This window comes from Mycoplasmopsis citelli, from assembly GCF_900660645.1.
In the GTDB taxonomy this organism is placed as follows: Bacteria; Bacillota_I; Bacilli_A; order Mycoplasmatales; family Metamycoplasmataceae; genus Mycoplasmopsis; species Mycoplasmopsis citelli.
On record NZ_LR215036.1, the window covers coordinates 1,089,834 to 1,107,942 of the forward strand.

Below are 18,109 nucleotides of genomic sequence, written 5' to 3' on the forward strand. Positions count from 1 at the left end.
AATAATTATCCCAAGTTATCTTCTTTAATTTTGTTTGGTATTGTTCTGATGTATCAACCTTTTTTAGGATGATGTACTTTTTGCAGTCCTCATTTTTTTAATTGAGATTTACTATATTTAAGCATTTCATCAAGTGTTTTTTCTTCACCACTTTTAAGATTTCTGAAAACTTTATTTCTTCCGCCTCTTCCTCTATTAAAATAATAATCTGTTTGTCTTGTTTCGTTAATAACAACCCATTTATCTTGCTTAAGACTATCAAGTTGTTTATTTAATATTTCCAAAAGATCGTCAATTTCTTTTTCTTTTTGTGATATATATTCAATTTTTTCAATTGTTCTTTCTTCTTCATCTTTATTTAATCAAATCGCAAGAAAATCGTTTCCTAAATTAAAACGAACAAATGTTTTTGTAGTTGTGACTTTTTCTCATCCTTTTAAAAATTTTCCCAAAAAATTCTTGGGTAATTCTTTATTTAAAAAACGAAAACTTGATGATACTAAGCCTATACTTGAATTAACCAAAGATGCGTGTGTTGAAATATCACTTTGTAATTCTTTTAACAATTTAAAAGGATCCCCCATATTAAAAAATCATTTACTATATTCTTCAACTCTTTTTTCAGCATTTTCGATGTCTTTTTCAATTTCTGTCATTTGTTTATATGAATCCATTGATAAAACAGAAGTCAAAAAAGCTCCGAACGCCCCTGCTGTTGATATTATTCTATCAAATGAAATCGAAAGGCTATTTCATAAAATAGATGACGCGCTTAATCCAAGAGCTCTTTTTAATGCTATTGCTTTTGTAACGTTTGCTGCTTTTCATTCATTCATAAGTTCCTTTAACATTACCATCTGATCGATTTTTTCTTTTACTTTTTGATAAGTTAAAGAAAGAGCTTTTGTGTTTTTGTCTCCTGTTACGAAATTTAATCGATATTTTTTATTTTCATCTAAAAGAACAAATTTATTATTATTTTTGAATTTAAGTTCTTCCGGAACTTCTCATAATATTTTTTTCTTTAAAACTGATTCTTCAAATGAAAATTCAGAAAGTTGTAAAACAATTTTTTTAAATTCTTCATCACTAATTAGCTTAATATTATTAATTTTTTCATCATATATTTCTTTTGAAATTAATTTTTTTTCGAATAATTTATTCAAAAATTGCTTTAATAATTCTTGAAATTCCTCATTTTTTAAAAAATTAACAGATTTTGGTTTAGAATTTCCATTATCAACAATCAAATTGGTTAATTTACTTAAAAGATCCTTATTCTCTACTCATAATTCATCAGAAATATCTATAAAAGTTTTTTGTTCTTTAGTTAAATCTTTTTCAAGATTTTTACTTATACTTTCTGAATTGGGGTTGCTAGATACAACCGAAGAGAGTTGTGCGACATTAGAAATTGGTTGTCCTATTTCAAATAATATTTTTTTCATTGTATCCTCTTTTCGTAAAAATTTGTATTTAATATAAAAGCCATGGTTAATTAAACCTTTTATTTGTAAATCCTATATTTCAAAATAGTTTTAATATAGGATATATTAAACATAATAATAATAATAATAATAATATAATACGCATTACTTGCGTTATTTTTGAGTTTTCAAATTTAAGAGCTCTACTTATTCTTTAACTCTTGTTGGACTTCCAATGTATCCTTGTTCAAGGGATTCAAGAAGGACTTTAGTTTTAGTTTTACTTGGATTATGTCTATCTTGAGGGTTAGATTTTCTAAAGTAAATATATGCTAATACTTGATCATCATAATAATTACCATTATTAGTTGAATTTTGATCATTTCCACTAGTGTAGATTCTTCAGAATGTTTTTGCATATCCATTTCATCATCCTCCACTATGGGTTCCTAAACTACGTAAAATTCGGTCATTTGAGCTAATTTGGTGTTTGTATTTATTGTATGCTGCTGATCAAGCTTTTTCTTGTCCGAAAGCAATGTAAGCTTCAACATTATCTCAAGTTCCATTTCAGAATAAAAATCCTAAATTAGCTTTATCATGGATAATTCAAAGCAGCAAGGTGTGCATACGGAAAAGAGCTTTATATCCATCGTTGACTTTAAAACTATTAATATTTCATTTGTTTTGTGCTGCATCAGCATAAATTTTCATAAAAATTGGTCTAAAGAAAGTTGATGTAAAGTCACTAACTATTGCTTTAATTTTGAAAATATTATAAGAATCAAATTTAACATTTGGAGCAAAAGGTTTATTTCATTTATATTCTGGGTCAAGACGTCCATTTCTAAATGAAGGGTTTAAATTTGAAGCATTGTGATGTTTTGGTTGAATATCTAACTCTAAGAGTCCATTTAAAAAATGATAAATTCCAGTTACATCTTCAAGCGAAGAACTTTCAAAAAGTCTATTAATAAATCTAGTATAAGTGTCTGCACCGATATTATCAGTTAATCTATTGATCAATTTAGTTAAATCAAATAATTTAGAAGTAAGAATATTTTCTCCATCATCACTTAAAAGTGGAGCTAAAGCACCGCTTAAAATTGCTTTAGAAAATGCTCCTCTTGGTTCAATTACCCTTGTAAAATCAATTGATCGAATATTGTGAATGATTTTAAAAATAATCTCATTCATCATCGCACTATCATAAACTAAGGTTTTTAGTATTCCATTTGCAATTTGTTTCATCATTGCTAAATCAGCGTTATTATCAAAATTATATCCAGCTGATTTAAAGAGATTATGAAGGATTGCTCCAAATCCCTGTGCTAAGTAAGAATTGCTTTGTCCTGCAATTTCATCAAATCAAACTTTAAGGTTATTTTTAATATTTTGTTCATTTGCATTTTTAATAAAGTAATTTAAGGCTTCAGGTCAACTATTAAATTGCTCATAAGCTTTGTTATTTTGAACAAAACTTGCAGTAAGCATTTTAATAACATTCATAATGTTGGTGTTTCTTGCAGCATTAATGAGCATGTTATTAATAGTTTTTCCATCATAACTTACAATTGAACTACCAATTTTTAAACTATTTAAAATTGATTCTAATTTTCCGTCACGGTATACAAAGGATTCGATAATTTTATCAAGTGCATTTTTAATGATGCTTTGATTATTTGAAACAATATCATCTCCAATGAATTTTTTAAAGACATTGTAATTAGTTAATTGAACAGAAGCAAATATTTGGTTCCCTAGTTTTGGAAGCACTTCTAAAATTGAACCTTGTTCATTTTTAATTAACTTAATTAATCCTTGAGAAACTTGATCAATTAATCCAATTTTATTAGCAAGTGGAACTAAGTCATTTTCTAATAAACTAATTAATTGAGTAATTTCTTTAGTAATAGGAACTTCGATAAAATTAAAGAATTTTGTAGCTGCAACTTTAAGAGCTTGTGCAAAATGAGGATTTGATAATGTTCTAACCATAACATCTGTAAGTCTTGTTTTAACATAACTAACGTTAATTTGTATATCAAAGTATTTTTTTAGAACATCATTTAAGTTGCTTGCTTTTTGGACATTTTGAGGATTATTTAAAATAAATGCAAAAATATCATTAATGATTTGACTAATTTCATCAGATTTTAAAGCACTATTTGTAAGTTCAATTAAAGAAGTATGACTAAATAAGTTTTTCTCGATTCATTGTTGAGTATTTTGAGAAAGTGAATTTCAAATAATATTTCCAAAATCAACATTTTCAGCAGCATAATCAAAAATGTTTTTGAACAATTGTTTTACATCATCAAGATAATCAAAGTCTTGATCATCAGCTTGTTGAAATGCTTGAGATTTTAAAAGGGTTTTAATGACTCTTAAAAGGTTGCTTTCGATATTACCTTCGGTTAATAAAGTTTTTATTTTATTAGCTAAATTTGTAAGTATAGATGAAAAATCACCCATAAATCCTTGACTTTGAAGTAAATCAATTCCTTGGTAAATAATTCCCGAAAATAGATCAAATTCTTCATCTAATTTCTCAACAGTATCAAATAGTATTTTAACTAGCTCTTGAGGATTTTCAATACTATCAAAAAGTCATGATAAATTATTGTCTTTAAGATTTTTAACCACAATTTTTGCAACAAAATCTTTAATTAAGTCATTGCTTAGTAAAGAACTAAGTGATAATTTAACATTTTCTTTAATTGAAGTATTAAAAGTACTATCTGCAAAGGTATTTTTAACTAAATCATTGTATGAACTTGCATTTGAAATACTTTTTGCATTATCAAGTGTATGATGCACTAATGAGCTTAAAACATTTTTAACAGGAGCTAAACCAAAAATTTGTGAAATTGCATTGGTTACATCATTAACACTTAGTTGATATTTACTTAAAGTTGGCTCTAAATTAAGAGCACTTAAAAAGCTGTGAATTTGATCGCTCTTAGTTGAACTTCAATACATTAGTGAATCAATAAGGTTTTTAAGTTGTTCTTTTTGATTTTCTACATAAGTAGAATTAAGTAGAGCTTTAACAAAATCAAAGTGTGAAGTACTTAAAATTTTTGTTAATTGCGCAGGAATTTGACTTGCAAATTCATTAAAGCTTGTTGAAGTGTTTAAAGTATTAAATACATTTTCATAAAGCTGATCAAATAAGTTTGCAGATTTTAAAATATCAACAAGATTATTTAAACTTTGTTTGATAAAATCAGCTTTATTAAAGTTATTTAAAGTAATGTTATAAGCATCAAAGACATAACTTAAAGAATTAGTAACTGCATTGTGCAATGCATTATCTTTAAGAAGTGTTTCAACAAATCCCTTACCTTGCTTTTGAAGCTCGCTAAAAATGGTTGGTTTTTTGATGATGTCAAAAATCATTTTTAGAGGGTTGTTTAATGTATTTAATCAACTAGTATCTTTGATTAACTCTGGAACAGTTGTTTCTAATAATGAAGAAAATTGTGGAGTTTTTAAAATCGCTTCAATTAGAGCGTTAATTTGGTCTTTTGAAACATATTTAAAGACTTCGTTGCTAATATCTAAGGCTTCAACTGATGGTTTGATAAAGTTAGCAATAACTCCTTGAGCATTTAATCCTTTAGCAAGTTGAGTTAAGGTTTTGGCCAAACCTTCTTTATTGCTTTGAATAAATTCTAAAGCCAAAATCTTATCAACAAAAGTTTTTGGATCACTAGAAACTGTAGTTTTAAAAATACCACTAATAGCTGGTTTGATTTTGCTAATTTCTTGAGTTGGATTAGTTATAAAGTTGTTAGATTTAATAATTTCAAAGACTTTTTCTAAAATTGGATTTGCTAAGTTTATTGCTTCAATTAATTGAGCGAAATTGCTTGATAATGTTTGAAGAAAACTTTGAATTTGAGCATCATCAACATCTGTTTGATAAGTTTTTAAGGTTTTTTTAAGAAAATCATGCAATATGGTTTGAACTTGCGATGTAGTTAGAAGATCGCTAATTAAATCTTTAAGTGAATTTTCAAGACCTTGAACATTGATAATTTCCAAAGTTTTATGAGCAATATCTGAATATGATTGCACTGAAGCATATTCGTTGAATTTATTAAGTGAGTTTCTAAGGACAGCAATTAAAAGTTCTTTAAAGTGTGCATTTGAGTGAATAAATTTAATTAATTCTTTAAATGATTGACTTGAAAGATATTTATTAATTTGATCTTTAAAAGTATCACTAAGTGAGTTTTCAACTAAATTAGCAAAATTATCAGATTGCATATTTTTGAAAACATTGTCAAAAATTGCAAGTAAGTCATCTTTATTTGAATTTAATAATTTTGAATGAGAAAGTGAACGAACAAGTGCTGCAACTTTGCTTTCAGTATTTTCTCCAAATGAATTTTTCAATCCTTCAAAAATATAATTAATTAATCCGCCAATATTTTCAAAGGCAAGGCCATTTTCTTTAAGGAAATGCACTGCTGATTCATATAAAATCGAACTAATTCCTAATTGCTCATCAAAAATATCAAATACTTCTAAAAGATTGTTTACTAATCTGTTTTTATCTGTAATTCCTGTTAAAAAGTTTTGAATTTTAGAATTATTCAATGCACTGCTGATTAACTGAGAAAGAAGTGTTTTTGACTGCTGGTTTTTAACAATAACATTAAGTAAATCAATAAAGTTTTGTTTAATTGATGCAATGAACGATTGCTGTGCAAATGCAATTTTTACTAAATCACTATATGAAGAAGCATTTGCAAAAATTTCGACATTATCAACAATAAAAGTAATTGTTTTGTCAGCTATTAATCTAATGTTGTTGTTATTTAAAATGGTGCTTAATAGTGTTTTAATGTGTTCTTTGGTATCACCAGTAGCTTGAGCAATTGAATCAAAAGGAACTAAACTAAGTAGTTTATCCACATTTTCTGTGGTGTGATATTTATTAAAGAAAAATTTGAGAATGTTTTTAACTTCTTGTTTATTTGAACCTTTTAATAGAGTCGAATCAATTAACGCTTTAGTAAGCTTAAAGTTTCCTAGTTGTAATGTCGAAACTAGTGAAGAAGAAAATTCTCTAAATGCTTGGGATAATGAATCTGAAGCTTGCACTTTTTGCTCTAAAAGCGAAAGTAATTTATCAATAAGTGTTCTTTGAGAGTCTTTTTCATTAAATTCTTGGATAAAGTTTTTAATTCCTGAAGCTAGTTGAAGGTTAATTTCTTGACTATATCCTTGTTCTTTTAAGAAAACATTAATAGCTTTTTGAATTAATTTATTAAGTTTATCCGAATCTAAAATCTTATTATTTAAGATGCTTAATTGTGTTTTTTGGGTGCTTAAAATGTGCGAATCTTTAATAAATTTAAATATTAATGCATTAATGTCATAAACATTATTAACCCATGAAGTATTTTCTACAAGATAATTAATGCTAAATTGAAGTAATTGTTCAAGATTTTCTAAACTTAAAATTTCTTTTAGAAGCTCTTTTAATGTATCTTTATCAAGATATTTAGCTTCTTGTTCAGAAAGAGAGTTAATTTCCTTTTCAAGAAGACTTTGGATTGTTTCTTGAGTAATTAGCTTTTTAGCAACAAAGACCAAAATTGCTTTAATTGTTGCTTTATTGTTTGAGAAAATTTGTGAAGAAACAATGCTATTAATAAAGTTTTGTGGATTTTCTTTGAATTTGTTAGTTACAACTTCTAAAAGTTGATTTATAACCTGAGTTTTTAAATCTGGATTTGATGAGCTAATAAATGTTGAAAGGCTATTAAATAGTGTTGTAATGCTTAGATCATATACACCAAGATTTTGTAATAAAGTAATTATGTGATCACTAATATCTGAAGAAAAGTTTGTCAGTTGTGTTGAACTAACAAAGTTAAATTGTTCAGATAATACTTTGCTAAGAGCTAATTTAACAATTTCTTTAAGTTTTGTATCAGCATTAAATGTGGTAATAAGTTCTTCAAATGCAGATTTACCTTTGTTTGCAAGATCTAGTTTTGATAGCACTAATTTAACTAAATCACTAAATGAAGAAGCTTGTTTAATTTGCTCTTTTGATCTAATAGTTGAGCTAAATCCATCTAAAACAAATTCTTTAAATTTTGATAAACTAAATAGCTTTTGAACTAAATATCCAAGATTATCTTTTGAAACATAAGGAGTAATTTTTTCTTGAATTTCTGCAGGAATAAATGAAATTAATTGATTTATAAAATCAGAGCTATCTTTAGCTTTATCTAAAATATTTTCAACAATTTTGCTTAATTTAGTTTCGTTTGCTGGTAATAAATTAGTAGTAAGTCCAACTAATTTAATTGCATTTTGTTCAAGATTTTCTGAGTTAAATAAATTACTAAATTCTTTAACCAATTTATTAACAAAATCATTTAAAGAATTTGCTTGTTGATCTTGGGTAAATGCTAAAGCTCCTTGGAAGAATTTTTCTAAAATATTAAATTCACTTTCAATTTGTTCTGATAAAGCAAATAAATTTTTAAATAAATCTTCAGGATTTTGAATCCCGTTGAAAATTCAGTTGTATGATGAACTATTAAGAGCATTGTTAGCAAGAGTTGCTAAAATGCTTTGAACATCACTATTTTGTAATGCTTTTTTAATTAAAGTGCTAAGTTGTTGTTTAACTAAAGGAATTAGCTGATCATTTTTAACAACTGCAATTGCTAATTCATTATATGAGTTTGTTTGGGATAAATTTTGAGCTTGATCCACAAAATAAGGGATGATAGCTTTTACAATGTTGTTAAAATTAGCATCTTTTAATATTTCTTTAATAAAAGTATTTAAATTATTAATTTGTTGTTGAGATAAATTTAAATTTGAAACTAAATTATTAATATTTAATTGATCAACTAATTGTGAATATTGATTTTTAGTGGTAAATTGATCGACAAAACTACTTAAAATTTCTTTTAAAATGTTTTGATTTTGTGTAAATAAGTCACTAGCAAGTAAATGTTTTACAAATTTAAAATTCGAAAAATCAAAAGTAGAATTTATTGCACTAGGAAGATTTGAAATGATTAAATCAACATCTTTTTGTTGTTCAATAACTCCAAAAATATTATCAATTAAAGATTGTAATACTCCTAAACTTTCCAAATAAGGAATAACAGATCTAATTGCATTTTTGGCAACGATACTTAATTTTTTAGTTTCAAAATTAAATCCATTTTCACTTGCAAATTTATGAGCTAACTTAGCTAAAGTTTCTTTGATTTTGTTATTAGAAATAACTTCTTTTAAAAGTGGAGCAAAACTTGCTTTTGTTTGATTTGTAAATGAAGGAATTTTTAAAATCGAATTAATGAGTGCTTTTGGTGAATCAAGGTGATTAAGTCAATCTTGATTATTGAGCAATAAATCAATTGAACTAAAAATAAAGTTTTTAAGACCATCTGATTCGAAAAGATTAAGTAATAAATCGCCAATTTCTTCAGCGTCAACATACTCACTAGCTGGAGCTTGTAACAATAGTGGTATAACTCTAGCTTTAATTAAGTTTTCAAAAATTTCATTTTGCTGTGAAATTCCATAAATAGCTTTAACTAAATCGCTTAATGCTGATTTATTGCTATTAAAAATTGCTAAATTAAAGACTTTACTAATAAATTCTTTTGGATTATTAGTTACTTTTTGAGCAAAAATTGTTCCAAGATCTCCTGGAAGGGTTTTAAGAACCTCTAAAGGTTGATTACTTTTTGATGCTTGTGAAAGTTTTTCAAATACTTTATCTAAAAGTGGGTTAAGTAATTGGAACTGGTCAATAATTGTTTTAAAGTCACTGCTTAAATCTTCGATAAATTTAGCATTATGAGATTCTTCAGGGTTGAGTTTTAGTGATTTATAAAGTTCACTGAAAATACTTTTTAATAGCGGTTTAAATTCTGCTTGTGCAATTAATGTCGATAAAAGATTTTTAGCATTTGTTTTAATATTGTCAAAATTAATGGTTTTAATTGCTTTTAAAACTAAATCATTAAATGAAGTGACATTTTGAAGTGATTGGTATGAATCTAAAATGCTGTTAATAATCTCTTTTAAAATATTTTTTGTATCACCCAATCCGATAACTAAATTCATTAGTGGATTAAATTTTTCTAAAGTAATTGAGCTTGCAATAAATTCTTGAGTTTGTCCTGGAAGCAATTTAATTAATAAAGAACCAGCATTAAGTTGAGGTAGTTTTTCAACAATATTATTTAATAAAGTTTTGAAATAGTCCTTATTTTGTGCAAAGAAGTTTGAATTGGTTAACTGATTAAATAATGAAAGAACCCTTTGAACTCCACCATCTTTCGAAAAATCAAAAGTTGTTTCAAAAGCTGAATTAAGTGATCTTGATAAAATTTCATTAATTTGCGAAAGAGTTCCATTGTATGCATTATCAACAAATTCATTGATAAAATTGCTAATTAATGAAGTAATTAAAGAGTTGTTTTTAACAAAAGAAATTAAGTCACTAACTACTTTAGTGCTTTGATCTAAAGTTAGTCCAGTATCTAAACTTTCTTTAACTAAAAAGTTGTGTAATGATTTTGAAATAATTTTCTTAATTAACTCATTTTCAAGATTTTGATTTAATAAATCAATTAAAGGTTGTTTAAGTTCTAACAGATAAGGTTGCTTGTAAGTTAAATTATCCAAAATTTCAATGTATGTGTTTGAAGAAGCAAGTTCTTTCCCGTTATCGATTGCATTGTTAAAAATCTTTTTAATAACACTCATTAAAGAATTGCTACTAAAAATAAATTGTGCAAGAGTGTTAAGTTCCTCACTAGTAAGCACATTTTTAGCAACTAGGGAGCTTAAACCTAAATCTTCAAGGAATACTCCTTTTTGATTTGAAGCGCTTAATTTAGTTAGAAACTCTTCAAAAAGAGTTTTGATGTTTTCTTTTTTGCTTGCAACAAATTCAGAAGCTAAAATTGAACTAATAAATGTTGATGAACTATTTAAATTTAACGCTTTGACTACATTGTCTAAAATAACTGAGCTAATATTTTGTAAGTTTTGTGAATTTGCTAAAGCTTCAAAAATTTCATCTAATATATTTTCTTTTAGATCATTTTGATTTAAAACTTCTTTTAAAAATCCAGTAAACTCAGTTCCTAAAGGTGCTAAATTATCATCGCTTAAAGACACTTGGTATCTTTCTAGTAAAGCATTAACTAATTTAGCAAAACTTTTTTCTAATGAGGTTGTGCTTAAAGTATCATCAATTAACTGACTAAGTGATGATTTAAAAATTGATTTAAGATTTTTATCTTTTAATAAGCCAACAAATAAATCCTTAAAGTTATTAACATCGGTTTCTCAAATTGGATTTTGAATAATTAAATCAATTGAGCTGACAATAACATTTTTAAACCCATTTGTTTGAACAAGATTTTCAATAAAGACAATAATTTCATCTTTATCCACATATTTAGAAATATTTGGATTGGTGAATTGAGGTTCTAAAGTAGAAATAAGTGGTTGAGAAATTGAACTTGCTAGATTTAATTTATCTCAAATTTTATCAGTGAGTTGAGCAAAGACTTCTTTAAAGTTTACAGAATTGATAACCGGAAGTTTAACTAAACCTTTAACAAATCCAAAAGTATCTTGGTTTACTTTGTTTGAAATAATTTCAAGAATTTGGCTTGGGATATTTGAGAGTACATCAAGCGAGTTTCCATTAGTTTGAATTTGTTTAAATTTATCAAATACTAAGTTAATAATTTCTTCTTTAACTCCTAAATAATCAACTAATGATTTTAGTGATTTAGAAACTTCATCAGTAAATTGCGAGACTTTTGAATCTTGAGAATTTAATCCTAGTGTCGCTAAAGTGTTAAGTAATAAATTGTTGATAATTTGAGCAAATTGTTGCGAAGATAATAAGTCATTAACAATTAAATTTGCATTACTTTTAATTTGATCTAAATTAACTGAAGCGAGAATTTTTTGAATTAAATCATTAAAAGTTTGAAAATCTGCATAACTTTTATAATTTTCAACAAAGACTGAAGTGATGTTATTAATAATTTCTTTGGTTGGATTAAGATCAAAAAGATACTTAATTAAAGATGCAACATTTTCTTTTCCGCCATATTGATAAAGTTGTTCGGCCACATTTTTAGGGATAAATTTAGAAACAATTCCGACAGAAATTCCTTGGTCTGAATTTAAAATATTGCTAATTAATTGTTTGATTAAATTTTTATTTTGGGAAATTAAATCTGAACTAAGTAACTTTTTAAGTAAGCTAATTAATTTTGAATTATCATCAGTAAATTTAAAAAGTGAATCAAAAACATTTCCAAAAGCTGATTTTAAAACGCTAGTTATATTAGTATTTGGATTGGTTTTTAAATCATCTAAAATCCCTTTAATAGTATCTTTGAGCAAATTATCTTTAAGAAGTGAATCGCTTGCAAAAGTTAATATGTCTTTAGTGAATTTTTTGCTTTGATCGCTAGAAATGTTGGAATTAAGCTGATTATCAACTAAATATTGGTGGAAAATATCTGCAAAAAGATCTTGAATTTGTGAATTTTCAAAAACATATCCAGCAATTGATGAAAATGAATCTGAAAGATTTTCAAAATCTTCATTGTTTTTTAAAAACGCCAATAAAATATCTTTATAAGATTGAACCGCTTCAAAATTTTCTGGATGAGATATAAAAATATTTGAAAGAGTTTTTAAAAACTTCTCAAAATTTTGATCAGCTAAAATTTTATTTACAATTGATTTTACCGATGATTCTTTTAGTTTGTTTTGAGTTGCTTGTAAAAGTTTATTACTTAGTAGCTCAGCAATAGATCCTTTATAAGCATTAAGTCCATTTTCTAAAATAGAATTAAAAATTTGTGTGATGCGTTCTTTATTGTCTCTAATAACTTCGCTTTTTGAAAGGGTCGAAACTAACTTAACAATATTAACTTCATTTAAAAAAGTCGAAGCAATTAAAGTAGGAATTGCACTTAAAGATAATTGATTGCTTTCCTTTAAGTTTCTCAATTGAACTTGAAGGTTATAAATGCTATCTTGAATTCCTTTAGTAGTGAGTAAATCACCAAAAATATTAACTAAATCTCCAACTCTTTTTCCAAAGTTTCTTTCATCTCGATATGGTTGCATTTGAGTTTCAAAACTTGAAATGTTGCTTAAGTAGTCTTGAGTTGAAGTTCCTAGCACTTGATTTGGATTTTGTGTTGTTTGAATTTGGTATTCTAAGGTGTCTGAATCGCTATTTAAAAAGTCTTTGTTAAAGTCGTAATTTTGGTAATTTGAAACTCCAAATTTTTCAACTGTAAGTTTTAAATATAAATCCATGGCCATTTTTTTGTACCCTAAAGTGTTAGGGTGAATATCAAATAAAATAGTTGATAAATTTGTTGCATTATCAGTTCAATAAGTTGAATTATATAAATTTATATAGTTAATAGATCCTGTTTTCGCGGAACTTTTAAGCCCTGAATTAAGCACTCCAATTAAATAATCAAGCGGTTTAATGCTAATAATTGGTAAAAATCTGAAAAGACTTTTAAAGTATTGATCAAAAGATTCTTTAATTCCAAGTAATGGTGTTGGATAAGCGATAATATTAATATTTGCATGCGGAGCTAATACTTTAATATTAGCAATTAAAGTATTAAGTCTTTGATTAATAACTGATAAGCTCTTTCCTAAAACATCATTGACAAAGCTTACTAAGGTTCCATATGAAGGACTACTTGAAAGCAAGGTTTTAAAAATATCAGATAAATTATAGTCTTGAATGTTTTTTGCTACCAATTCAAATAAATCATTAGCACCTAAGGTAAATGTCACTAAATTAGCACGGGAAAGCCGATCTTTAAAATCTTTTAAAGCATCATTGTAATTATTTCCATAAATATTTCTAAATGCATGTGATTTTGTTTGATTTTGGTGATCTACTCCTAAAAAATCAAGTCAATCTAAAATACTTGCTCCTGAATGAGCAAAGTTTTTAAATTCATTTACCCGATTTTGATTATTTAATAAACGAGCTAAAAATGCAGGATATGAAAGTCCTGTAATTGTTACATTTTGGGTTTTTTCTCCTTGATAATCTGCTGGGAGAGTTCCGTCAAATCCTGCAGTAATCGAATCCCCAAAAGCTACATAGTTAATTTTATCTTGGGCTTTGATTAGTTTTGATGAAACTGTTTTTGCTGCATTAGAATCGACAGGATTAGAAAAAAGTCACGATCATCAAGATGAACGACTTTCAGGAACTGGAGCAGAACTTGTGCTAGTATTAGGATTAGAAATTACAGGGGAAATTGGTTGTTCTTTATTTTTTTGAGAACCTAAATCAATTTTTGGGTCCACTTTTTGGATTGGTTTTGATGAACCAGGGGCACTACACGAAGCTACATAAGCACTCGAAATTGATAATAAAGATAAACCAATAATTAGGTTTTTGCTTTTTGACATATGATCTCCTTGATGTAATACTTTCAGTATTACAATTTAAATAATTATCGCTACCTAAACTAATTATACTAGAAAGTAAACCCTAAAAATTAAGCTTTGAAAAAAACTAATAAAAAAGCAGGAGAATTTAAAACTTGCTCCTTAGTTAGTTTTAACAACTAAATTTTGGGAGTTTATTTTAAATTTTCCTGTTTTATGTTTAATCAAATTAATTATGGTTATTTAATTGTGGTTAAATCTCCAAGATATCCATTTTTAAGCGATTCAAGCAATACTCTAGTTTTGGTTTTGCTTCTATTATGTCTATCCTGTGGATTTGTTGTTCTAAAGTAAATGTAAGCAAGAACCTGATATTTTGAATAATTAGAATTATCGGTACTATTTTTATCACTACCCATAGTATAAGTTCTTCAAAAATGTCTTGTTGTTGTAGTTCTTTTTTTGAATCAAACCCATTCTGTTTTTGTTGTTGTTTCTATTCCGAGAGTTTTAAGACGTTTTTGGTTTGAACCAAGTTGATTTTTAAATCTATTATAAGCTTCATTTCAAGCTTGTTCTTGAGCACCAGAAACATAAGCTTCATAATTATCTCAAGTACCATTTCAGAAGAATGGAACTCCAAAATCTTTTCCAAATCAAAGTAATAAAGTATGAATTCTATAAAGAGCTTTAAATCCTTCATTTGATTGGAAGTTTTCTTGATGTCATTTCCCTGCAACAGCATCTGAATACATTTTAATAAAAATTTGTTTAAAAAATGGTTTCATAAATGCTTTAACTCTGTCTTTAATTTTGAAAAGATTATATGCGTCAAATTTCACTTCTGGAGCAAAAGGTGTATTTCAGAAATAATTTGCATTTGGTCCTGAAATTGGTTTAGAAGATGCTGAAGAGCTAGATTTAAGTTTTAGTTTTAATACCGAATTAAGCATTTTGTAAATTCCGGTTACATTATCAAGTGATGAAGAATCAAATAATCTATTAATTAATCCTGAGTAAGTTTGAGGCCCGGTATTTTCAATTAATCTATCTAAAAATGAAGCCAGTCCAAAGATTTTTGAAATACTAATTTTATTATCACTAGTTAAAATTGGCGAGAAAGCTCCAACCATAATTGCTTTTGAAAATGCTTGAGCAGGGTGATTAACTTTAGTAAAATCAATTGCTTTGATATTTGAGACAATTTTATCAATCATTTGATCGCTCATAGCTCTTTCGCTTTGAAGTGTAATAAAAATTCCATTTGCAAGTTGTTTAACTAAAGTAAGATCAGCATCATTATTTAAGTTATAACCATACGATTTAAGCTTACTATGCAAAATAGCTCCAACACCTGTACTTAAATATGAATTTAAGTGGCCTGCAACATTCCTAAATCAAGTTTTGAAATTATTTTTAATTGCATTTTCATTAGCATTTTTGATAAAGTAATTTAAAGCTTGTGGTCATGAATTAAGTTTTGCATATTCATTATTGTGTGATGTAAGGCTTTCGGTAAGCATTTTTATAACATTTACAATATTATTGTCTCGAAGAATGTTAATAAACATATTATTAATGGTTGTGGCATCATATCCAACAACTAATTTTCCAACATTTAAGGTATCAAAAATAGCTTCTAATTTTCCTGGTCTTTGTACAAAGGCATCAATAATTTTATTAAGAGCATTTTTGATAATTAATTTGTTGTTAGTAATAACTTCATCGCCAATGAATTTTTTAAAGAACTCATAATCAGTTGGATTAATTGAAGTAACAATTTCTTTACCTAAATTAGTAATTGCTTCAAAAATTGAACCATTTTGATTTTTGACTAAGTTAATTACACCTTCAATTGCTTGATTAATTAATCCTAATCGATTTGCAAAAGGAGCTAGTTGGGTTCCTAAAAGATCAATTAAAGATTGAATTTCTGAGCTAATTGGCACTTCAATGAAATTGAAGAATTTAGTCGCGGCTGATTTAATTCCTTCTGAAGATTCAGGAGATGAAAGGATTTCTAAAATAAGCTCATTAAATTTAGTTTTAAATGAATTTGCATTAATATCATTTTCAAGATATTTTCTCAAAATCTCAAGTAAGTTGTGAGTATTAGTAATTTCTTGAGGATTATCAACAATAAATGAAATTAAATCATTAATAATCTCTCTAAGTTTTTCTGATTTAGTGGCTAAATTAGCTATTTTAATTAAAGTGGTTGAATCAAATAAGTTATTTTCAATTCATTGCTGAGTATTTTGAGGGAGCTGATTTCAAATAATAGTTCCAAAATCTACTTTTTGGACAACATAATCTAGAATATTTTTAAATAGCTGTTTAAGTTCTGAAGCATTTTGTTGCACAACTTGTGAAGATAATAAGGTTTTTATAATAATTAAAAGGTTTTCTTCAAAATGTTCTTGTGCAAATAATTGTTTGAATTTATTAATTAAAGTTTCAAGTACAGGTGAAAAATCACCCATAAATCCTTGGTTTTGAAGAACTTGTAATACTTGACTAATTAAAGATTCAAACAGATTAAATTGATTATCTAAAGTTTTTAATACATCAAATAAGTTAGCAACAAGTTCTTGCGGATTGGAAATATTTGTAAATACTCAACTGAGATCATTTTGCTTAAATAATTTAACTAAAACTTGAGCAAAAGTCTCTTTAATTGTTGAATTACTTAAAATTAATTCAAGCGAATTACCAAAGTTTTGAGTTAATGAAGTATTAAAATCATTATCGCTAAAAGTATTTTTAACAAGTTCATTGTATGAAGCAGAATTTCCAATATTTTGAGCATTATCTAATATATGAGCAATTAATGAACTAGCAATGTCTCTAAATGGATTAATCGAAAGCAATTGTGAAATAGTGTTTGCACTTTGTTCAACCGAAATACCAAGAATATCGTTTAAATTATTCAAATTAAAATTGCTTATGAAATTTTTAATTTCATTAGGTCTAGTTGAACCTCAATACATTAATGCATCAAGAAGATTTTTAATTTGTTCTTTTTGATTTGTTAAATATTGAGAATTAAGAATTGCTTTTAGAAGTTCAAAATGGGAATTGTTAAAAACTTGATTTAGTTGGTTTGGAACTTTTAAGCTAAAATCTTCAAAACTATTTGAATTGCTTAAACTATCAAAAATTTTACTATAAAGAGAATCAAATATTTGTGCTGATTTTAAAATATCAACAAAATTATTTAAACTTTGCTCCACAAATTCAGCTTTATTAAAGTTATTTAAGGTGACATTATATTTATCAAAGATATAGCTAAGTGAACTTGTTGCAATATTATGAAGAGCACCTTCTTTTAAAAGTGATTCAATAAAGGTTTTTCCCTGTTCTTGAAGTTTATTAAAAATAGTTGGTTTTTTAATAATTTCAAAAAGCATTGCTAGTGGATTATTAACTTTAGTTAATCAGTTAGTATCCTCGAGTAATTGTGGAATTAAAACTCCTACAACTTGGGCAATTTGTTCATTTTTTAAAATTACTTTAATTAAAGCATTTAAATTTTCTTTTGAAAGATATTTGAAAATCTCTTTATTAATATCCAAAGCATTAATGCTTGGTTTGATTAAATCAGCAATAATTCCATGCTTATTTAATCCATTAGTTAGTTGAACTAAGGTTTTACTTAAAGTATCTTTATTTGTGGAAATAAAATCTAAAGCTAAAATTTTATCAACAAAATCTTTTGGGTTATTTGCAACTTTTTCTTTGAAAATCTTATTAATTTCAGTAGGAATTTTGCTTATTTGTTGAACTGGAGTAACTTTAAATTCACTTGATTTAAGAATTTCAAAGATCTTATCTAAAATCGGATTTAATAAATCAACAGTTCCAATTAAAGTTTGGAAATTGTTTGCAAAAGTTGTAAGAAAACTTGAAATATCAGTTTCGTCAACTTGAGTTTCGTAAGTTCTTAAAGTGGTTTTTAGAAAATCTAAAAGAATGTTTTTGATTTCTTGAGTATCTAAAAGGTCTTTAATTAGTTCTTTTGAAGAATTTTCAAGTTTTTCAATATTAATAATTTCAAAAGTTTTTTGAAGAATTTCTGAGTATGAAGTAACTGCAGAAAATTGATTAAATTGATCTAAAACATTTCGAATAACTGCTTTTAAAAGATCTCTAAAATGTGTGTTTGAATGAATAAATTTAATCAACCCTTTAAATGAATTTGTTGAAATATATTTATT

General features: G+C 26.4%; 3 protein-coding genes. All 3 read right to left on the minus strand.

What is annotated here, in order from left to right; all coding sequences use genetic code 4:
- Positions 1-5: 5 nt before the first annotated feature.
- The 3 genes from EXC58_RS04070 to EXC58_RS04080 all read right to left on the minus strand — a co-directional run bounded on the left by EXC58_RS04070 (position 6) and on the right by EXC58_RS04080 (position 18,076).
- Positions 6-1,448, minus strand: coding sequence for a hypothetical protein (locus tag EXC58_RS04070; protein ID WP_129725753.1), 1,443 nt, complete (start codon positions 1,446-1,448; stop codon positions 6-8).
- Positions 1,449-1,634: 186 nt separating this feature from the next.
- The gene (locus tag EXC58_RS04075; RefSeq protein WP_129725754.1) at positions 1,635-13,913 is read right to left on the minus strand and encodes an SGNH/GDSL hydrolase family protein; all 12,279 of its coding nucleotides are present in this window, start codon (positions 13,911-13,913) and stop codon (positions 1,635-1,637) included.
- A 218-nt stretch (positions 13,914-14,131) separates the two neighbouring features.
- A complete protein-coding gene (locus tag EXC58_RS04080) occupies positions 14,132-18,076 on the minus strand; it encodes a hypothetical protein (RefSeq protein WP_129725755.1) in 3,945 nt (1,314 codons plus the stop codon).
- Between the last annotated feature and the right edge of the window lie 33 nt (positions 18,077-18,109).